The organism is Methanosarcina sp. DH2 (assembly GCF_020804225.1).
Lineage (GTDB): Archaea > Halobacteriota > Methanosarcinia > Methanosarcinales > Methanosarcinaceae > Methanosarcina.
The window spans coordinates 727,727-749,220 of the sequence record NZ_WJBI01000001.1; the positions used below are offsets into that span (position 1 = coordinate 727,727).

Below are 21,494 nucleotides of genomic sequence, written 5' to 3' on the forward strand. Positions count from 1 at the left end.
GTTTCACTCGCTTCGCTCGTTCAAGCAGACTAATTTATAAAAATAACAGATTTTACTCTCTAATTTCGCTTCGGGATCACAGGAAATCAGAGATTTCCTGGGAGTTGCACTGCAGGTTCAACAGCACGAGGTCCTTTTCGCCCCGAATTGCACCTCTCTCGAATTGCACCTCGCCCGAATTGCGCCTCGCCCGAATTGCGCCTCGGGAGTACGCGGTCCTTTTCGCTCCACTTTGTTTCGCTCAAGAGGACTAACTTATAGGTTTTAACAGTGTGCTTTAATCAGGAGGACTGAATTGCAATATCTCTGACCCATAAAACATTATTCGTTTATCAAATCGTTCTTCTTTTTTGAAGAGCCACCAGATAGGCTGGCGGAGGCGCTTGGCTGGCGGAGGCGCTTGGCTGGCGGAGGCGCTTGGCTGGCGGAGGCGCTTGGCTGGCGGAGGCGCTTATATTTATCTGTAGATTAAGATACGATTTCCGGGCTCAAGAGATATATCTCTCAACTAGTGTAGGGCAGTTCTTCAAAAATTTTTATTTGAAAAGAGCTTTTATCCCTGTAAACAAATAAAAACATATGCAGATTGACATACTGGGGTGCGAGTCCTTCGGAGCGAGGTCTCTTGCCTGCGCTGTAAAAACCGGGGAGAGAAAAATTCTTATCGACCCTGGAGTTGCTCTGGCTCGCCTGCGTTACGGGCTGCTTCCCCATCCTGTGGAGGTTGCAGCTGCCCTCAGGATAAGGAAGAGAATTCTTGCTGAATTTGAGGGTACAACAGACATAGTAATCAGTCACTATCATGGGGACCACATGCCCATGAAAGCCGAAGATCCTTATCAATTGCCAGTAGAGGCCCTCCCTTCTGTGGAAGGGGTCAGGTTCTGGTGCAAAGGTCCTGAAAAAATTTCAGGGTTGTCTGCACGCCGGAGAAAAGAACTCTCCCATTTTCTTGGCTTCCCTCTGCCCGCTTCCGAAGGCAGTGGTTCCGACGGCATAACCTTTTCGTCTCCTGTTCCGCATGGGACAAAAGATAAGGGTTTTGGCACGGTAATGATGACCCGGATCTCCGAAGGAGATGATGTGTTTGTCCATAGTTCGGATATCCAGCTACTGGACAGAGAAACTGTACTGGAGATAATTTCCTGGAAGCCTGCAATTGTTTTTGCCTCAGGTCCTCCGCTTTATCTCTCCCACCATGTCCCTGAAGCTTCAAAAGAGGCGTTTGAAAATGCTCTTCTTCTTGCCAGGAATGTTGACACTCTTATCCTGGACCACCACCTACTCAGGTCTTTTGAAGGCTACAGGTGGTTAAAAGAGGTGGCAGGAAAGGTTGAAAATACAGTCCTGTGCGCTGCAGAGTTCATGGGAAAAGAGCCAGAACTGCTTGAGGCGAGGAGGAAAATCCTCTATGAAAAATTGCCCGTGCCCCGGGAATGGCATGAAAGCTATGCAAGGGGTGAGACAGACCTTGAAGAATATTTTTTATAGACTCAGTAAGAATATTCTATGGATCTATGAAAAATATTTAAGCTGTATAAGTTATTTTTGCGCTGTACTTATAAACTGTCAATATCTTTAATCTGCTCCGAATTCTGCTCGTAATAGTCATGGAGTTCTTTGCCCCAGGCAAGAGCGCCAGGCTCAAAGCTTATCAAGTATTTTCTGTCAAAAGCAGCATCCTTTGGGAAAAGAGATATTCCCATAAAATTGTCTGCCGCCACAATATTGGGGGTCTTTTCACAGTCTTTGCAGATCAGAAGCCTGGTGTTTTCCATTTTAAGAAACTGCCTGGTTTGTTCCCTGTAATCATCCTCAACCCATCTTTTAAGAATTGATTCGGGAAGAATGAGTGACACCGATGTACCTTTTTGTGCAAGCCCGAGATAAAAGGAAGGAAAGAGAGGGTGGAAATAAGAAATTAATGCCTCAAACCTTTTCGCTTTCTCAGCATTTTTAACATATTCGGGAATCATTTCGAACATATGTTCTATCTGGGGCTCGACTATGATACAGTGCCCAAGTTCACCTATACGGCGGAGGAGAAAAGGCGGAATTTTACTTATATCCCTGTCAGCCCAGTAGTCTGTATTCTCTTCCAGCACAGCAAGAGTATCCAGCAGGGGTTTCATTTTCTCGGCTATAATTTTTCCTATCTCGCTAAGCCTGTAGGCATCTTTATCCTGGACTACAAGGTGTTTTTCCTTCAGCATTTTTATCTGGGGCTGGACTGATGTTGCACTTGCTTTAAGGGTTTTCTTAATTGTATTGATGTCTTTTGGTCCCTCAAGCAAAAGGAGAAGTACATTCTTTCTTTTTTCGGATAAGAAAATCAGGTCGAGTAGAGAGTCTTCCATGTTATGCACCTGAACTGGACGCAACAGTTTTTGGCCTGTACTTTTGCAGTGTATTTCAACTTAAAATATGACGACTTAAATTATGATCGTCAGGTCTCTAGCCGATCACAATAGCCGATCACAATAGCCAATCACAAAGTCTATAGTATTATACCCAAATCTATTCTACTATAAGCAAACAGTACGCATTTTTATAGGCATATAGTATACATTCGTATATTTTATATCATCTTTTTTATTAATTATAAATATATTTTCTTTCATCTTATACATATCGTTCGTATAAGCACCTTTTTTCTTATAATTGGTTTTTCTTCAGGTAAATTTTTCGAAATTAGACAGAGAACTCTTTACTATTGTTTTTCAGGACAGTTTCCAATTTTAATAGTAACAATAGTAAAGAGAATGGGACTATAAAATAAAAGCTGATTTGTTCTTAAGTCACAGGAAGAAAGGTTCTTCTTATAGAATCTAAAAAGGCCCTAATCTTAAAAAAGCCCTTAAACTTAAAAAGCTCTTAACTTAAAAAGTTCTTAAACTTAAAAAGCTCTTAAATTTCAAAGGGACAAAAACTCAAAAAGGGACATAGTTTTTTAAGGAGGGAATCTCGGTCCTCCCGGTCGAGCCAGTTTCCGGTTCTGGCGAGAAAATGCATGCCAGTAAAACTAACTGACTGCGAGTTCACAGAGATAAATAAACTTTGAGATAATAGACCTTGAGATAATAGACCTTGAGATAATAGACCTTGAGATAATAGACCTTGAGATAATAGACCTTGAGATAGTAGACCTTGAGATAATAGACTTTGAGGTGATCTCCTGGATATTGATTATTTTTCAGCTTTTTTGATCCTTCCGGTTACGTCTTCAATGATTCCCTGGAAATTGGTTACCTGCCCTTCCTGATTGCGCTGAATAAAGGTTTTTTCTTCCACCCAGCGTACCTCTCCGGTCTTCGTCAGTATGCGGTACTGTCGGTTGAACTCTTTTCCGCCTTCTTCACAGTTCTCCTCAAGTTCGAGCTCCACAAGGAGAAGGTCTTCAGGATGGATGATTTTTCCATAAAGGATCCTTCCTGAGATAAAGTCTTCAGGAGCATACCCGAACTGACGGACATTGTCCGATGCATAAAGTGTGGGCCAGTATTTTTCTGCTTTCCAGAGAAAAACTACCACAGAACTGTTGTTGATCACTGTCTCGAGGGCTCTCTGACGCTCAAGGAGGGCTTTTTGTTTTTCCATAAGTGCTTTTTGGCTCTCAAGGGCATCACGCAATGCTCTTTCATTTTTTATCTCGGAAGTAACGTCCCTGACTATACCTTGAAAATTCACGACGTTTCCTCTCTCATCACGCTGGATAAAGGTTTTTTCTTCCACCCAGCGTACCTCTCCCCCGCCTGTAAGAACCCTGTATCTATTGATAAAATCGTCTTTTCCGATTTCACAGCATCTTGTAAGTTCTTTTCTTACCCTGTCTATATCCTCGGAATGAACTATATTCGCATACATTATTCTGCCTGTAAGGAAATCCTCTGCAGTGTACCCAAGCTGTGTCACGTTTTCCGAGACATACTTTGCAGGCCAGTCCTCTTCCGGGGTCCAGAGAAAAGCCATTACTGGGCTGTTATTGATCACGGTTTCCAGAATTCGTTGCCTTTCAAGTGCTTCATCAAGAATCAACTCGTCGCTTTCAGTTGCCTGATTAAATCCCATAATATCCCTTGTCCTCCAAAGCCTTTTTAGATCCCGGAGCCCTCTGGCTACAGGTGAAAATGTATTTATAAAACCCTCAAGCAATATACAATATATTTTGACATCTTATAAATTAGTGTCTTTTTTTGTACAGGGGGAATATTCTGGACACGGATTCTGAGACCTCAGCGGAAGACAGAGAAAGTACCGAGGTGGCAGAAGCAGAGGAGTTCTCGGAGATGCGCGACATTATCCTGAGAGGCAGGGAAACATATGGAAGGTATTTTGGGATCTGCAGCTCATACCATCACCTTAAAGCCTGTATCTGCAAGACCTGCCCATCTTATCCAGGGGGTAAAGGGATGTTCTGCGCCAGGGGAGGCACAGCTGATGGAGATAGAAAAGGAAAAGATTGCCTATGTGAGGCATGTGAGCTTTATAAAAAGTTCCGCCTTGAGGGTGATTACTTCTGCCGGCCTAAAGAAAAAATGGAAGTTTTTGAAATAAACCGAACTCCTCCGAATATCTGCACGGACTTCCGGACGAGTGCCGGAACAATCAGGGTCTGCGTACTGGATAACCAGAAATAACCAGAATGACTATTAAGTAAACGAATAAGTAAAGGTCAATTAAAAACAGGTTCTTAAAGGACAGGTCCATTAAAGACGAGTCCTTAAAGGACAGATTCTTAAAGAAATGATCTTGAATCGAGCCCCTTTCCAATTTCTGAAGTTATCCTATCTCACCACTGTCTCTTCTTACCTCATCTTTGCCTCATCTTTGCCTCATCTTTGCCTCATCCTTATCTCAATCCTTACCTCATCCTTGCCTCATCCTTGCCTCATCCTTGCCTTATCCTTGCCTCATCCCTGTCTTATCCCTGGTTTTTTGTCCCTGGTTTTTTGTCCCTGTTTTAATCAAGATTGAAAATTTTAATGCTATTAAAAAAGCTCATCCTTTATTCCCTGACCAGATAACCTGTCCTTTACCCTTCGGTCTTCGTAGTGCTTTCTGGAAGTTCCAGATCCACACCGTTAAGAAAAAACAGCACAGGCTGGGCTATATAATTCTACATATATAATACATACAATCAGAAATTAAGCTTCAGTAGCGATATTTCAGATACTGAGGAAAGGCTCTGACGAAAATTGGAGGTTAAAAAATGGCAACTAAAGAAGAACTTATCCAGGAGCTTTCGGACGCGGTAATCTCCTGTAAAAAAGATGCAGTACTCGCTGCGGTTGAAAAAGCAAAACAGGTTATGGAGCCCGCAGAGATTATTGATAAAGGGCTTGCTGCCGGCATGAACCAGGTAGGAATTCTTTTTGAGAGAGGGAAACTTTTCCTGCCCCATGTAATGATGGCAGCTGATGCAATGACAGCAGGAGTAAAAGTCCTTGAAGCTGATCTACCTGCGGGTACCGAGAGCAAAAAGCTCGGAGTAATTGTAAACGGGACTGTTGAAGGGGATGTACATGATATTGGCAAATCGATTGTGTCAACCATGCTCCAGTCCGCTGGTTTTGAAGTCCATGACATAGGCAGGGATGTTCCTATAAAGAACTTTGTTGATAAGGCAAAAGAAGTCAATGCTAACATGATAGGGCTTTCTGCTCTTATGACTACAACGCTTCCCGGACAGAGACAGGTTATTGAGCTCCTGAAAGAGGAAGGGCTGCGCAGCCGAATCAAAGTAATGGTAGGCGGTGCTCCTGCAACCCAGGCCTGGGCTGACAAAATAGGAGCGGACTGCTACGCTGAAAACGCAAGTGAAGCCGTTGCAAAGGCAAAAGAACTGCTCCTCTGAACCCTAAATTTCAGTAAAACCATCTCACTCTAACTTTAGTTACTCTCATTTATTAATGGAGGATTAAAAATGGCAACTGAATATGCTTTGAGAATGGGAGACGGGAAACGTATCTTCCTTACGAAAGAAAAGATCATGGAGGAACTTGAGGCAGGTGTGGCAAATGCCGCCGACCTCGGTGAGATCTCCGGTCTGAGTGCCGATGAAGTCGACAAGCTTGCAGAAATCCTTATGATGCCCGGAAAGGCAGTCAGTGTGGAACACGGCATGGAAGTGCCYGTAACTCACGATATCGGGACTCTCAGGCTTGACGGTGACCAGGGTAACAGYGGTGTAGGTATTCCYTCAAGCCGGCTTGTCGGCTGCATGATGCACGAAAGGGCTTTTGGTGCCGACACCATGGAACTCGGGCATATTGACTACAGCTACAAACCTGTAAAACCTGTGGTCTCAAAYGAATGCCAGGCAATGGAAGTCTGCCAGCAGAACATGGTTATCCCKCTCTTCTACGGTGCAATGCCTAACATGGGACTCTACTACACTCCTGACGGRCCTTTCGARAACCCYGGTGACTTGATGAAGGCTTTCAAAATTCAGGAAGCCTGGGACTCCATGGAACATGCAGCCGAGCACCTTACAAGGGACACTGTCTGGGTTATGCAGAAGCTCTTTGCCTCGGGTGCGGATGGTRTTAACTTTGACACAACRGCTGCAGCAGGCGACGCTGACATGTACGGAACCCTGCACGCAATCGAAGCCCTCAGGAAGGAATTCCCTGACATGTACATCGAAGCCGGTATGGCTGGAGAAATGGTGCTTGGGATGCACGGGAACCTGCAGTATGACGGCGTGACTCTTGCAGGACTCTGGCCWCACCAGCAGGCTCCACTTGTTGCAAAGGCAGGAGCAAATGTCTTCGGACCTGTATGCAACACAAACACMAGCAAGACTTCTCCRTGGAACCTGGCACGGGCAGTAACTTTCATGAAGGCAGCGGTTGAAGCGTCCACTATCCCCTGTCACGTTGATATGGGTATGGGTGTGGGCGGAATTCCGATGCTTGAGACTCCCCCAATCGATGCCGTTACAAGGGCAAGCAAGGCAATGGTCGAGATTGCCGGCGTAGACGGCATATAGGTCGGGGTCGGCGACCCTCTGGGTATGCCGATCTCCCACATAATGGCTTCAGGTATGACAGGTATGAGAGCAGCCGGAGACCTTGTAGCAAGGATGGAATTCTCAAAGAACATGAGGATAAAAGAAGCAAAAGAGTATGTGGCAAAGAAGCTCAGTGTTGACACAATGGATCTCTCAGATGAGCACRTTATGCGCGAACTCCGTGAAGAGCTCGATATTGGCGTGATCACCTCAGTCCCGGGTGCCGCAAAGGGCATTGCTGCAAAAATGAATATCGAGAARGTTCTCGATGTCAAGATAAACTCCTGTAATCTTTTCAGAAGACAGACCAGATAAACAAACTGAATCGCAATCGGATTTGCACAAAGAAATTGCCATAATAGCTAAGAAAAGGTATCAAGAACCATAAAAGGGATCTTATCTCCTCTAGAGTCCTTCAGGAAAAAGGGCGAAACTTTTTAGGGAAGCTGTAGCAGGCTGAAAAAAACCCTGAGCATCTTCCCTTTCTGGTTCCTGAATATCTTTCCGTTTCTTCTGCTTGCAGGTCTTGCAGGCTTATTTATGCTGCAAGAGCTGTGCGAATCGTCAGGCTATGTCAACAAACAGTAATGGAGTGTGTGTTGAAATGAGTGATGAAAAAAGTGAATCCGGGGGGCTTCAGCGGACAATTGACTGGAAACAGGGGCTTGCAATCGCCCTTGGTGTTCCCGTGCTGATCCTTCCATCTATCGGTTACTTTGCAAGCTATGTCTGGGCTTTTGCAATCATTATATGGGCATTTTCTGTCTTCCAGGGCTTCATGCAGAACTTTGCTTATGGTGAGCTTGCAACAATGTTCCCGAAAGCTTCCGGACTGCCCGGATATGCCCAGAGCGTTTTCAGGGCAGGAGACGGAAATAAACGTTATGAAAAGAGTAAATTGCTTGGAGGTTTCAGCGCCTGGAGCTACTGGTTTGCCTGGAACCCTGTGCTTGCTATCTTTTCAATCCTTATAGGAAGCTACCTCAAAGGGCTTGTCCCTGCATTTGCCGGAGTGCCTGACCTGGCTCTATACCTTGCGTCCGGCGCGGTTGTATTTTTGTTCCTGATCCTTGTAAATTACCGCGGTCTTTCAGGCGGAGCAACGCTCGGGTATATCCTTGCAGTGCTTTCGCTTGCCCCGCTTATAATTATCTCTCTTGCACCCTTCGCAACAGGGCACTTTGAGCTGAGCAATATCACTGGCGCCTGGCTTCCGACGGACTGGACCTGGGATATGGAGCACATCCTTATCCTGTTCGGGCTTATGGCAATGGCCCAGTGGAGCGCCTGTGCCTGGGAAACCGCAGCTATCTACGGACCTGAGTATAAGAAGCCGAAGTCTGACGTGCCCAAAGCCCTCTTTATCTGCGGGGCAATCTGCCTTGTGACCTTTATCCTTGTCCAGGCAGCCTGTACCGGAACCCTGGGCATCGAAGGAATCCTGGATGAGCCCTTCTCGCCAATGCTTCCGCTGGCTCAGATGACTCTGGGTCCCATAGGTGCGTCCCTTACCATCCTCATGTTGATTGCGGCAATGGTTCTTATTATCCAGACTGCTTTCCTGGGAGCTTCAAGGGCTATGTACTCCATGGCTGAAGAAGGAAATCTGCCGAAGTTCTTCGGAAAGATGAACCTGCACGGAACCCCGGTTAATGCAATGATTGTTATTGCCCTCTTTAACATGGGTTTCATCTTCCTGGGGACGCCTGCTGCTATCCTGGCAGCATCTGCAATCGGATATGTCTGTGCCAATGGGATCAGTCTTTTCGCATACGTAAAAGCAAAGTTCGACCCCCGTTTCTCGACACTTGAAAGGCCCTTCAAGGCTCCGGGAGGCTGGCAGTATGTTGCCGCTCTCTTCGGGATCTTTAACCTGCCTTTGTGTCTAATAGGGATTATTTATCTCAATAGCCTTGAGGTGGGCTGGACTTCCACAATAGTCGGTTTCGTAATGCTTTCCCTTTACATCCCGCTCTGGTTCTATTCCCAGAATGAGAACCCGACCAGGGTTGGAAAAGAAAACTCTGTAACGGGCGAAACTGTAACATAAGTTTTAATGGGGTGCAGAGATATGCCCTGCACTCTTCCTTTTTACCGTATCCAGTTATTTTTATCGTATCCGACTTTTTACCAGACTTGCTTTAATTGATACTATCTTAAACAAAACTACCTCAAAACAGTTAATCTGAAAACAGGCAACGTGTTAAATAAATGTAAAACAAGACTTCTCTACTGGAATTTTGAGTTCCATTTTTGAGGTTTCTTGTGGGCGTTTTTTAGGAGTATTTAAATATTTTAAGTGCCCATAAAATTTAATTCTTAAAAACCTGATAGCGCCTGACTTTTTTCTCAGATTAGTAAATTCTTCTGATTAAAAAGAGCGTTCCAGAATAAGCATGCAGAGGATAAACATGCGGAAATTAAAAGTTTCCCTGCACGGATTCTTCTGCATAATTATAGAGATATCCTGTATAATTATATAGTTAATAACTGGTTTTTCCCATAATCCATGGCGTGGAAAAATTACTCTCTTTTTCCCTGCTGGTAGCTAAAACGAGATAAATAGAAAATGAGGATTAATAAATGTTTAGCAACACCCCGTTAAGAACAAAAATGATCGTTTATACCGTGCTCGGGGTTTTTCTAATCCTTACAGCTTCCACAGCTGTGATCATTTCCACGGTTACAACGCAGGAAGAAAAGCTGGCTTACCAGCAGTCAGTTGAGATGGCTTCCAACTATGCAAATCAGTTCGATACGGACATGAAAGCCAACCTTGTCATTGCAAGGACAATCTCCACTACGATGGAAAGTTATGAGACTGCAGACCGGGATGAAGCCCTCCTTATTCTGGAAAATCTGCTCCGTGACAACCCTCACCTCCTCGGGACCTATGTGGCTTTTGAACCCAATTCTTTTGACGGAAAAGACTCAGAATACATAAATGCGCCTGCTCATGATAAAACTGGCAGGTTTGTTCCTTACTGGAATAAAATAAACGGGACTGCTTCAGTTTCCCCTCTTCTTCATTATAATACTTCGGATTACTACCAGCTCCCAAAGGCTACGAAAGGGGATGTGCTCACTGAACCCTATTTTTATGAAGGAATATTCATAGTGAGCTATGTTTCTCCAATCATTAAGGACGGAAATTTTGCAGGGATTGGAGGGGTTGATGTTTCCCTTGACTACGTGGACGAGGTAGCAAGCAGCATTCGGACTTTTGATACCGGATACGCTTTTATGGTAAGCAATACTGGAATTCTTCTTTCCCATCCGACCCATAAGGACTGGATAGGGAAAAAGCACCTTTATGATTTTGAAGGGCAAGAAATCAAAAAAGCCGCCCTTGATATAAAAAACGGAATTAGCGGGCGCCTTGAAACCAGGGATCCAGCCACAGGTAAAACCGTCATTATGTTTTACGAACCTGTTGAGACCGGAGACTTTTCTTTCGTGCTGGTTGTCCCTAAGGAAGAAATGCTTGCCGGGGTAACTGACCTTAGAGACCGGCTTCTTATAATTTCTGCAATTTCAATCCTGTTCATGGCTGCCCTTGCTTATATGATTGCAAGATCCGTAACAAAGCCAATTAACAGAATTGTTGATGACTTCAAGAGCATTGCCGAAGACGCGGTTAAAGGAGAACTCGGAGTAAGGGCTGATACGGATGTGGAAGTCGATTTCCGGGAAATCCCTAAGGGCTTAAATGAAATCCTGAATGCTGTGGTGATCCCTATCCGGGAAACCATGAGGGTGACCAATGCCCTTGCAAAAGGGGAATTGAAGGAAAGGGTCAATGTGGATGTATATGGAGAATTCAGGGAACTTGAAGATACCCTTGATAAGTTTTCCGAGACCCTCAATATGATTATTGATGACTCAAATACTGTCCTTACGGCTTTTCAGCATAATAACTTCAAGAGGCCTATCCGGGTGCAGGGACAGGGAGATTTTAAACTTCTCACGGATGGGATTGAAGAGACCCGCCTTGTTCTTGACAGGGTCACAACCCAGCGCAGAGAAGCAGAAAAAGCCTTAATTGAGTATGCGAGGAAGCTTGAGCACTCAAACAGGTTAAAAGAAGAGATGGAGCTCATAATTAATAACAGCCCTGTTATCGTTTTTTTGTGGAAATACGAGGAAGGCTGGCCAATAGAGTTTGTCTCGGAAAACGTTACAAGGCTCGGGTATGAAGTAGAGGACTTTACCTCAAGGAAAATCCTTTACGGGGACATAGTCCATCCGGAAGACATGGAAAAAGTTGAGGTCGAACTTGCAAGAAATGTGGGATCAGGCTGTGAAGATTATAGTTCCGAATATCGTATCCTTACCAGGTCAGGAGAATTCCGCTGGGTGGATGAAAGGACTTTCATACAGAGGGACGAAAAAGGTGAGGTCCATCTGCAGGGTATTATCCTTGACATAACCGAGCACAAAAAGGCTGAAGAGGCTCTTTTGCAGATGGAAGAAATCCGCAAAAAAGAGATTCACCACAGGATAAAGAATAATCTTCAGGTAATCTCAACCCTGCTATACCTCGAGTCCGGAAATTTCAATGATGAAAAAGTAATCGAGGCTTTCAAGGACAGCCAGCACAGGGTCAAGTCCATGGCTCTGGTCCACGAAAAGCTCTACCAGTCTGAAGATATGATAAGCGTGGACTTTGCAGACTACATCCAGAACCTTGCAAATTATCTTTTCGGGGCATATTCCGTAGGTGATAGAAATATCAGCCTGAGACTTGATGTTGATAATGTTTTCCTTGGCATGGATACGGCTGTTCCCCTGGGCATTATTATCAATGAACTTGTCTCAAACGCCCTTAAGCATGCTTTCTCAGAGGGGGAGAGCGGTGAGATTTGTGTCTGCCTCAAAAAAGAAGAGAAAGGAAATTGTTTTTCTCTCATTGTCAGGGATAATGGCAGAGGCTTCCCTGAAGAAATCGATTTCAGAGAAACTGATTCCCTGGGCTTGCAGCTTGTGATCACTCTTGTGGACCAGATTGAAGGAAGCATTGAACTTAATACGGGTGAGGGAACCGAATTCAGGATAAGATTCAGGGAATTGAAATACAGGCAGAAAATATAAATTATCCATAAACGGAAAAATGCAAAAATCCTATAGACAATACAGAAGCTAGAAAAATGTCCTGAAAAGATTAAACGTCAAACTCTCAAGAGATCTATCGAATTGACTACCCGGGTTTGAGATATCTCAGGTTGAGATATCTCGGGTATTAGATGCCTGGGTACAGCCGCACAATATGCGGCTCTTTTATCTTTCCAGATCATCATAGGCTTCACTGCTGTGGTTGCTGTGTCTTTTTCTGCCCTCGTCCTCCCCCGGCTTTTTTCTTTTCACCCTCCTGATCAGATTTAGCCTCAGCTCCTGCTTCAGCAGTCGGTGAAAGGACTGATATATCAGGGAGCAGACCACCTCCGATACCCTTTGTGGTGTCCGTGACCGACTTGAGAGTTTCGCTTACAGTATCAGTGAGACCTCCTATACCTCCTAAAGGCCCTCCACCTCCGCCAGTCTCCTGCGGCTGCTGTGCCTGCTGCGGTTGCGGCTGTGGCTGCTTTTCGGTCTCTTTAGGCTCTTCCTCCTCAGGCTCTTCCTCCTCGGGCTCTTCCTCCTTTGGTTTCTCCTCCTTTGGCTGCTGTCCAGCCTGCCCGAGACCTCCTGTGAGACCACCTACAGTCTCTCCCAGGCCTCCTAAAGGCCCTCCTCCCTGCTGTGGTTGTCCCTGTTGTGGCTGTCCAGCCTGCCCGAGACCTCCTGTGAGACCACCTACAGTCTCTCCCAGGCCTCCTAAAGGCCCCCCTCCCTGTTGTGGCTGTTGTCCCTGTTGTGGCTGCTGTCCCTGCGGTACAGCCTGTCCTGCCGTATCTGTGACCTGTCCTGCAGTCTCCTGTACCTGCTCTCCAGCCTTCTCAGCAGTCTCCTGTACCTGTTCTCCAGCCTTCCCGGCAGTCTCCTGTACCTGTTCTCCAGCTTCCCCAGCAGTCTCCTTTGCCTGCTCCTCAGCTTGCCCTGCTGTCTCCTGTATCTGTTCTCCAGTTTTTCCTGCAGTTTCCTTGGCCTGTTCTCCAATCTGTTGTGCCTGCTGTCTGGCTTGTTCTGCAGCCTGCTGTGCCTGCTGTCTGGCCTGCTGTGCCTGCTCTGCAGCCTGCTGTGCCTGCTGTCTGGCCTGCTGTGCCTGCTCTGCAGCCTGTTGCGCCTGCTTTGCAGCTTCCTTGGCCTGATCTTCAGGTTTACGAGTTTCTCCTTCTTCTTGAGCCTGAGCGCTCATGATATTCCTCCTTTCTAAAGTCTCTTTTCAACTTTGGAGAATGATCACAGCTATTGCTCTTTCTTAACGAGCATAATCCGAAAAACTCTTAAAATTATCGGCATTACTAGCCGTGATACCCCCACTCCAACTACTTTATAATGATACTATTATAATAATGAGCTAATTCCTCTTAAAACCTTCATCATAATGTTTTTGAGAAAAAAGCCTGATGGTACAATATTTGAGATAACTATCAATATTATAGGCATTAGACGGAGAAAACAGCTGGAACACAACTATCCAGATTAAAAAATAGGCCACGGATAATGGCTAGTGTCGCGACAATTTAATTATTGAACATAATATTTTGATAGTTTGTTATCGATATAAAGAGATTCGTAGCTTATTAGGTGATCAATAATTAGATTTCCATAACACGAGGCTCATGTGATTCAGAGAAAATTGAGATATTTCTTCATAGTTCAGGCAAGATCAACCAATAATTAGGGATGACCAAATACAAAAGAAAGAGAAAAATCCGTCTGGTAAAAAGCTTTTATGAAAAGTAGAATCCGTCAGGAAAATAAGGGAAAGAATATATTTCAGTATTTAAACCAGCATTTCTTTTTCTATTTGTTTTATCCAGATGGGAGAACGAAAAGGCTAGCTGCCTTGAATCAGATTAAGGTAAATCTCTGAACCTGATTATTTTAATTCTCTCGGTCACGACATGAGTTCAGGTTTGCCATATCTCAAGTCGCCATTAGGACCATTGTTATCATAATCCTTACTTGAAACCCTGACCTCTGTCTGACCGGCAGTTTGCCCAATTAATTTCTCTCCAAACGAAGATATTTGTAGGAATACAACTGGCTTTTTCTGCTTTCAACTGACTTTCTCTCTTAATCCGTTTCCTGACGAATTGTCTTGATAAATCCCAAACCCACATGTTTTTTTATCGAAAACATTTTTAATATGCTTCCAAACAGATTTAATCAATTCACAGATTTGTGCACCGCTTATTTCAGTGAGTTCCCAAACTCATATCCAGTACACTCATTGTATATTTTGAGATCCTTTTTGACATGTTATAAGTTTACATGTCTTCTTTCTTTGAAGCATCGGCTTTATGTGCAGGAATAAAGCCTCCCTTCTTTTTAGCCTCAAATCATGTCAGGTTGAATCTCCTTTTCCTGACACCTCTCTTTTATATATCTGATAATATATAGCCCAACCTATGAAGTTTCTTCTGCTAGCTATGGCTGGAGAAGGAGATTATGGACATTACCTTTTTCATGAGTTTTTTCAACGGCTTTAAAATTTTCTCAGGCTTGAGATTGCAGATATAGATTCTGAAATCAAAGTTGCGCTGGCGCATCCCGCTGCAATCAACGGGATATATTCGCGCCACCGCTCGAAAGTCCGTAAAAGAAGAAATAAACCTAATAAGGTTTAGTTCGAGCAGAAGTCAATAAACAAAAAATGGAATTGATAAATCTTATTATCATTAACGGTTACCTGGGAAGTTTTCTATCCCCGCAGCAAGCTAGCGGGGTATTCGACTGAAATAAATTATGAAATAGAAAATCTAAATTCAGAAAAAACAGATGTAAATTCGAAATAATAAACGTAAATATACGTAAATTATGAAACTCCAGATACAAATCTTGAAAAAAGATCTTGAAAAAAGATCTTGAAAAAAGATCTTGAAAAAATATCTTGAAAAAAGATCTTGAAAAAGAATATCTGTTCGAGAGCCCTGAGGAGCATAACATTCCCACTTGCTATTCCCCTCTGGATGTCTCGTAATGCAATTGCAGGATAAGGAGCAGTAGACTAAAAGGCTGATCGCCATTAGATATTCAGCTATCGTTATGCTCCTTTTTTGTTTTCAGGCACTTAGAATTTTCCGGATTGGATTTATAAACTGGATTTATATCTATCCGGGGAGGTTTTTATTTTTTTGAGGATGCAACAATATTTCTGGTTTTGCCATTTTTTGTTTAGATTATTATTTTACTGTTTTAGTGCCGTTTTCAAACTGCTAACTGGTTTATACCGATTTATTCCTCTTTGAAATGTGCCGGGTATATTCTCCAGACAATTTGACTGCACTGAACAGGTTTTACTTTCCCTGTGCCTGATTACTTTATAGTTTCAATAATATTTAGCCCAACCCTCAATGCTTTATCAAAACTTTCAGGTAAAAGATAGAGTGAGAGGTAGATTCATCTGGCACTGGATTTTTTGGCGCCGTTAAATTTTTTAAAAGGCTTAAAATGATCCTGGCTCAAAAAAGTATATTTTTCAAGTTAAGTGGACGGTCCTTTAATTGCTTTTCCTTGATAGTGGACCATATAGCCTGTCTGGTAGATTGAAAACCGTAAGTATTTTTTCCATGTAGTGTGGAAGGCATAAACCGATTAATCAGAGGCCACAAAAACATAACATATTAATAAAAGATTATTTATATAAGGGAGTAGCAATGAGCTCCTCTTTATGCGATACTATCTGGCTTTCTGAAAAAAGAAAAAATCTCCTCCTTTTGCTTATGGAAGGACCAAGGGACATCGAGCAAATAAAGACCTCACTCAATGTGAATTCTAAAGCGATGATGCCTCAGGTTAAGATCCTGAAAAAGCAGGAACTGGTTCTCCAGAAAGGTGAGACCTACGAGCTTTCGGAAATCGGGAAACTGGTTGTAGGGAACATGCTCCCTCTTTTGAATACACTTGAGGTCATCGAGGAAAACAAAGAATACTGGGCAAGCCGGGATACCAGTGTCATACCCCATGATCTGTTCATGCGCCTCGGTGAACTTGGAGAATGCATGGTAATTGAGCCTGACCTGAACCATCTCTTTGATCTTCCCAGAGAGTTTACGGAAAACCTTACAAAATCCAGGTGCATCCTGAGTTCCCTTTCCTATTATCACCCTCTTTACCCTTCTCTTTATTCGAAGCTTGCAAAGAGTGAAGCTGAAGTAGAACTTGTACTGACGGAACCTGTATTTGAGAGGCTGAAAAATGACTCCCCTGACGATCTCAGGTCCCTTCTGGATTCTGAAAATACGATTGTAGTGGTCTGCGAAGAAAGCCTTAATATTCCTACAATTGCTGTCACGGACCGTTTCATGTACCTCTGCCTTTTTGACAGGCAGGGAAGATATGACCACAGAAAGGTGATGAGCTTCGATGCAAGTGCACTTCGCTGGGGCAGGGAGCTTTTTATGCATTATAGAAAATCTGCCAGGAAAGTAACGGAGATTTAATGTTCTGTTTAATATTTCCTGCTTAATATTTCCTGTTTAATATTTCCTGTTTAATATTTCCTGCTTAATATTTCCTGTTCAATATCATCGGTTTTTCAACACGATAGCCGCCGACCCATGCTCAGTCTTTCCCCAAAAAACCTGATTTGCGGGAGTCCAGTACTATGAGGTTAAAAAACGTCCCCCTGAAACCAAAGCTGGTTATTTTTATTGTTGTCGGAGTTTTTCTCATTCTTGCCGTATCTACAGCAGTTATAATCGGGACTGTGACCTCTCAGGAAGAGAAGCTTGCATATGAAAAATCCATTGAGATGGCAGGTAACTATGCAAACCAGTTTGATGCTCAGATGAAGGCAAACCAGGCTGTTGCAAGAACACTTGCGTTTACCATGGCTGAATACAGGGTCGCAGACAGGGAAGAGGCAATAGGTATTCTTGAAAACATCCTTAAAAATAATCCCACTTTAATCGGGGTTTATCTGGGTTATGAACCGAATGCCTTTGACGGCAGGGATAGGGACTATGTTAATGCCTCAGGGCATGATTCAACAGGCAGGTTTGTCCCTTACTGCAACAAGATTGAAGGTCCTGTAGCAGTTGAGCCTCTTGTCCATTATGATTCTTCTGACTATTACCAGTTGCCAAAAACTACTGGGAGAGACATCCTGACCGAACCCTACTTTTATGAAGGGATATTCATGGTGAGCTATGACTCTCCTATTTTTAAAGAGGGGGAATTTGCAGGAATTGCCGGTGTGGATGTCCCGCTTGAGTATGTAGACGAGGTAGCAAGCAGCATTCGAACTTTTGATACGGGATATGCTTTTATGGTAAGCAATACCGGCGTTTTTCTCTCTCATCCTGCGCAGAAAGGCTGGATCGGAAAGAAAAGTCTCTCGGATTTCAATGTTAAAGAAATCAAAAATGCCGCAGCTGATATCAGGCAGGGGGTCGGAGGGCACATTGAAGTCAAGGACCCGACTACAGGCAAAACCGTCATTATGTTTTACGAACCTGTTGAGACCGGAGACTTTGCTTTCGTGCTGGTCGTCCCTAAGGAAGAAATGCTTGCCGGGGTAACTGACCTTAGAGATCGGCTTCTTATAATTTCTGCAATCTCAATTCTGTTCATGGCCGCTCTGGCCTATATGATCGCCAGATCCATCACAAAACCAATAGATGATATTGTTGATGACTTCAAGAACATTGCACAGGAGGCTGTCAAAGGCAAACTGGATGTAAGGGCAAATACCGACGTGGAAATCGATTTCAGGGAAATTCCAAACGGCCTGAACGAAATTCTTAGAGCCGTGATCGTGCCTATCCGGGAAACCATAAGAGTAACCAACGCCCTTGCAAAAGGTGAATTGAAGGAAAGGGTAAATGTGGATGTGCAGGGAGAATTCAGGGAGCTTGGGGATACTCTGGACAAATTTTCCGAAACCCTCAACAGGATTATTGATGATTCTAATGCTGTTTTGACTGCTTTCCAGAACAATGATTTCAAGCGAGAGATCCTTGTTCACGGGCATGGGGATTTTAAACTTCTTACGGACGGGATTGAAGAGACACGCAGGGCTCTTGATCTTGTTACAACCCAGCGCAGGGAAGCAGAAAAAGCCCTGCTGGACTACGCAATGGAGCTGGAACGTTCCAACAAGCTTAAAGAAGAAATGGAACGAGTGATTAATAACAGTCCTGTGATCGTTTTTTTATGGAAATACGAACCCGGCTGGCCTGCAGAATTTGTTTCGGAAAATATTACACGGCTGGGGTATGAAGTAAAGGATTTTACCTCAAAGAAGGTTTTCTACGAGGATATCGTCCACCCGGAAGACATCGAAAAGATGCACGAAGAACTTGCAAGAAATGTGGAATCAGGCTGTGAGGTCTATACCTCGGAATACCGGATCTTCACAAGGTCCGGGGAAGTCCGCTGGATGGATGAAAGGACTTTCATACAGAGAGACGAGAAAAACGAGATCCATTTGCAGGGCATTATCCTTGATATAACTGAAAACAAGAAAGCTGAAGAAGTTCTGTTGCAGATCGAAGAAATCCGCAAAAAAGAAATTCATCACAGGATCAAAAATAACCTTCAGGTAATCTCAACTCTGCTATACCTCGAGTCCGGGAGCTTCTCAGACACAAAAGTAATGGAAGCTTTCAAAGAGAGCCAGCACAGGGTCAAGTCCATGGCTCTTGTTCACGAAAAACTCTACCAGTCTGAAGATATGGTAAGCGTAGATTTCGCAGACTATATTCAGGACCTTTCCAGCTATCTCTTCCAGTCCTATTCAGTAGGAAATGGAAAAATCAGCCTGAGACTCGATGTTGATAACATTTTCCTTGGGATGGATACTGCTGTCCCTCTGGGTATTATAATCAATGAACTTGTTTCAAATGCCCTTAAACATGCCTTTTCCAGAGGAGAGGACGGAGAAATCTGCATCCAGCTGCACAGGAACAGAAGAGGTTCTCGCTCAAAAAGAGAAAATTATAAAAATGCAGAAGGTCAAGTTGCTAAGTGCGAGAAAATCGATTGTAATGGAATTAACAGCAGCATACAGGGAAAAAATATGTTAGAGGACAGGCTGACCCTGATTGTCAGGGACGATGGCAAAGGGTTCCCAAAATGCCTTGATTTCAGAAATACAGATTCTCTCGGGCTCCAGCTGGTGACCGCACTTGTTGATCAGATTAACGGGAGTATAGAACTTGATACCAGCAGGGGAACCGAGTTTAAAATTATTTTTCAGGAGCTGAAGTACAAACCAGGGGTGTAAGTAATGGCAGAAGGACGAATTCTGATAGTAGAAGATGAACATATCGTTGCGATGGGAATAAAGCGCATGTTGAAGGGCCTGGGATATACGGTTACGGGTGTTGCTTCATCCGGAGAGGACGCTATAAACAAAACGGAAAGTACCTTTCCCGACCTTGTGCTTATGGACATAATGCTAAAAGGGGAACTTGACGGTGTGGAAGCTGCAAAAGAAATTAGAGAACGATTTGATGTGCCTGTGGTCTATCTAACTGCTTATTCCGACAGCAGTATTCTTGAACGGGTTAAAATTACCGGTCCGTTTGGCTATATTGTAAAACCTTTTGATGAAAAAGACCTGCACAGCAACATAGAAATAGCCCTGCACAGGTACAGGAAAGAAAAAGAAAATCCCGAAGAAGGAAATGAAGAGGAAAAACAGGCTGAAAAATAGCCATTGGAAGATCGGTCTTTAGAAGGATAAGTCATTATAATCTGTTAAGTCATTATAAACTTTTCAGCGTGCTCATTCTTAAGCTCAGATCTTCAACTCTGATTCAGCTCCATTATATGTCGGCTTTTATTACCTGTTTTACAAGATTTGTTTTTATGGAATTTGTTTTCATGGAGTTTGTTTTTATGGGGTTTGTTTGTTGGATTTGTTTTTATGGGGTTTGTTTGTTGGATTTGTTTGTAGAGTTTTTGTGAGATTTTTTTCCTGCCGGTACCTTCCTATATTTGACTGATTCCTTCTGAATTTGAGTGCATCTTTTCTGGTTTTCCGGGTTATACTGTTATAAGATCTCGTAAAAGGGGAAAAAAATAACAAATTCCTTGGAAAGGGCAATTCTTGTAGTTAAAATTTTGGACGGCATCAAAATATCGCGTATCCCTTGCAATAACCTTTCATTTCTGCACAGGACAAAGACTTGAAATTATCTATTCTCTTTTGTCAATACCGTATAGTGGAGGCTATATAGCATCATTTAGATATAAACTCCATATAAGAAGAACTCCCGGTTTGAGGCTCTCTTTGACCATATAGTTTTCTACGGTTGTAGATCCGCTGGACAGATAAAATGATGGTAAGCCGGAGGTCACACGGAGGATTTGCAAATTTGCAAATCATTTAGAATAGTTATTCAAGAACACTATTGATGCCTCTTATCTTTAGGGGACAGAAAGGAATGTAAGTTTGAAGCTTGTGTTAATAGTATTTTTCGGAGTGGATGCCGCAGATACTCTGTATGTCATTATTAAAATGCCAGTTTCAAATGGCTTCAAAATGCCTTTTCTTAAGGGAGGAAGATAAGATTTGAATCCAGTTGATAGAAAGATTGATAAAGATATCAGTAGTCAAACCAACAACTTCAGCAGGGTAAACAGGGGAATAAAAACAGTTCAGGTGCTGAAGTGCAAAACGAAGGTGTAATGAATGCCAGAAGGGCGAATTCTTATTGTCGAAGACGAACATATTGTTGCGATGGGAATAAAACGGATGTTAAAGAGTTTGGGATATACACTGGTAGGCGTCGCTTCATCCGGAGAGGATGCCATAAACAAAACGGAAAGTACCTTTCCCGACCTCGTGCTTATGGACATAATGCTAAAAGGGGATATGAACGGGATAGAAGCTGCAAAAGAGATAAAAACCCGCTTTGATGTGCCTGTGGTTTACCTGACCGCCTGTTCAGAAAGCAAAATAGTGGAGCGTGCCTGGAAGACAGAACCTCTGGGGTATATTGTAAAACCTTTTGATGAGAAGGACCTGCAAAAAGGTATTGACGTAGCTCTATGCAGGCACAGGGTAGAAAAACATGAGCTTGAAAACGGCTTTAATTATGCTGAAAAATATTTCGAAAAATCTGAGGAATCCATCGAAAAATGCGAAAAAGATCCTCGAAAACTTCCTGGATCTGTTGAGTGCACTGAAAGTCTTTAGAATTAAAAATAATCTCCCGAACTAATATTTATAGGGATTTTGATTACATATTCGACTTTGATCATTCTCAACCTTGATTATATTCAATTTTGATTATATTCAATTTTGATTTTTATTACTTTTTGATCGTCCACTGTCAAGCAGTTGATATTTTGACACTTTATTTTTCCAGCGCGGTTGAAGATTGATCCTTAATTTGATCGAAGCCAGTCGGTCAGGCCGCGCGCG

General features: G+C 43.3%; 13 protein-coding genes and 1 pseudogene. 10 read left to right on the plus strand and 4 right to left on the minus strand.

Annotation, left to right across the window (positions count from 1 at the left end; all coding sequences use genetic code 11):
• Positions 1–86 precede the first annotated feature (86 nt).
• Positions 87–245, minus strand: a complete 159-nt coding sequence (locus FXV91_RS03195; protein WP_229388249.1) for a hypothetical protein — start codon at positions 243–245, stop codon at positions 87–89.
• Between the two features lie 334 nt (positions 246–579).
• On the opposite strand from FXV91_RS03195, the gene FXV91_RS03200 reads away from it, so the two are divergent.
• Positions 580–1,491, plus strand: a complete 912-nt coding sequence (locus FXV91_RS03200; protein ID WP_229388251.1) for a hypothetical protein — start codon at positions 580–582, stop codon at positions 1,489–1,491.
• A 68-nt stretch (positions 1,492–1,559) separates the two neighbouring features.
• Here the strand turns inward: FXV91_RS03200 and FXV91_RS03205 are convergent, their stop codons facing one another.
• Positions 1,560–2,357, minus strand: a complete 798-nt coding sequence (locus FXV91_RS03205; RefSeq protein ID WP_229388254.1) for a winged helix-turn-helix domain-containing protein — start codon at positions 2,355–2,357, stop codon at positions 1,560–1,562.
• 829 nt (positions 2,358–3,186) lie between these two features.
• Positions 3,187–4,068, minus strand: a complete 882-nt coding sequence (locus tag FXV91_RS03210) for a PAS domain-containing protein (protein ID WP_229388256.1) — start codon at positions 4,066–4,068, stop codon at positions 3,187–3,189.
• 125 nt (positions 4,069–4,193) lie between these two features.
• On the opposite strand from FXV91_RS03210, the gene FXV91_RS03215 reads away from it, so the two are divergent.
• From FXV91_RS03215 to FXV91_RS03235, 5 genes and pseudogenes are all read left to right on the plus strand, one after another.
• The gene (locus FXV91_RS03215; protein WP_229388258.1) at positions 4,194–4,637 is read left to right on the plus strand and encodes a DUF2769 domain-containing protein; all 444 of its coding nucleotides are present in this window, start codon (positions 4,194–4,196) and stop codon (positions 4,635–4,637) included.
• A 572-nt stretch (positions 4,638–5,209) separates the two neighbouring features.
• The gene (gene mtbC / locus FXV91_RS03220) at positions 5,210–5,854 is read left to right on the plus strand and encodes a dimethylamine corrinoid protein MtbC (RefSeq protein ID WP_229388259.1); all 645 of its coding nucleotides are present in this window, start codon (positions 5,210–5,212) and stop codon (positions 5,852–5,854) included.
• Between the two features lie 69 nt (positions 5,855–5,923).
• Positions 5,924–7,327 (plus strand): annotated as a pseudogene (mtbB, locus tag FXV91_RS03225) ([dimethylamine--corrinoid protein] Co-methyltransferase).
• 289 nt (positions 7,328–7,616) lie between these two features.
• On the plus strand, positions 7,617–9,062 hold the full coding sequence (locus tag FXV91_RS03230) for an APC family permease (RefSeq protein ID WP_229388261.1): 1,446 nt from the start codon (positions 7,617–7,619) through the stop codon (positions 9,060–9,062).
• A gap of 533 nt (positions 9,063–9,595) precedes the next feature.
• Complete coding sequence (locus tag FXV91_RS03235; protein ID WP_229388263.1) at positions 9,596–12,103, plus strand: histidine kinase dimerization/phosphoacceptor domain -containing protein; 2,508 nt, start codon at positions 9,596–9,598, stop codon at positions 12,101–12,103.
• Between the two features lie 211 nt (positions 12,104–12,314).
• Here FXV91_RS03235 and FXV91_RS03240 read toward each other — a convergent pair whose 3' ends face one another.
• Positions 12,315–13,307 (minus strand): hypothetical protein, encoded by a 993-nt coding sequence (locus tag FXV91_RS03240; RefSeq protein WP_229388265.1) that lies wholly within the window; start codon positions 13,305–13,307, stop codon positions 12,315–12,317.
• Positions 13,308–15,774: 2,467 nt separating this feature from the next.
• Here FXV91_RS03240 and FXV91_RS03245 point away from each other — a divergent pair.
• From FXV91_RS03245 to FXV91_RS03260, 4 genes are all read left to right on the plus strand, one after another.
• Complete coding sequence (locus FXV91_RS03245; RefSeq protein ID WP_229388267.1) at positions 15,775–16,560, plus strand: winged helix-turn-helix domain-containing protein; 786 nt, start codon at positions 15,775–15,777, stop codon at positions 16,558–16,560.
• Between the two features lie 164 nt (positions 16,561–16,724).
• Positions 16,725–19,346: a histidine kinase dimerization/phosphoacceptor domain -containing protein gene (locus FXV91_RS03250; RefSeq protein ID WP_229388269.1), complete on the plus strand. Its 2,622-nt coding sequence runs from the start codon at positions 16,725–16,727 to the stop codon at positions 19,344–19,346.
• A 3-nt stretch (positions 19,347–19,349) separates the two neighbouring features.
• Positions 19,350–19,778: a response regulator gene (locus FXV91_RS03255; protein WP_229388271.1), complete on the plus strand. Its 429-nt coding sequence runs from the start codon at positions 19,350–19,352 to the stop codon at positions 19,776–19,778.
• 981 nt (positions 19,779–20,759) lie between these two features.
• On the plus strand, positions 20,760–21,266 hold the full coding sequence (locus FXV91_RS03260) for a response regulator (protein ID WP_229388273.1): 507 nt from the start codon (positions 20,760–20,762) through the stop codon (positions 21,264–21,266).
• Positions 21,267–21,494: the final 228 nt, after the last annotated feature.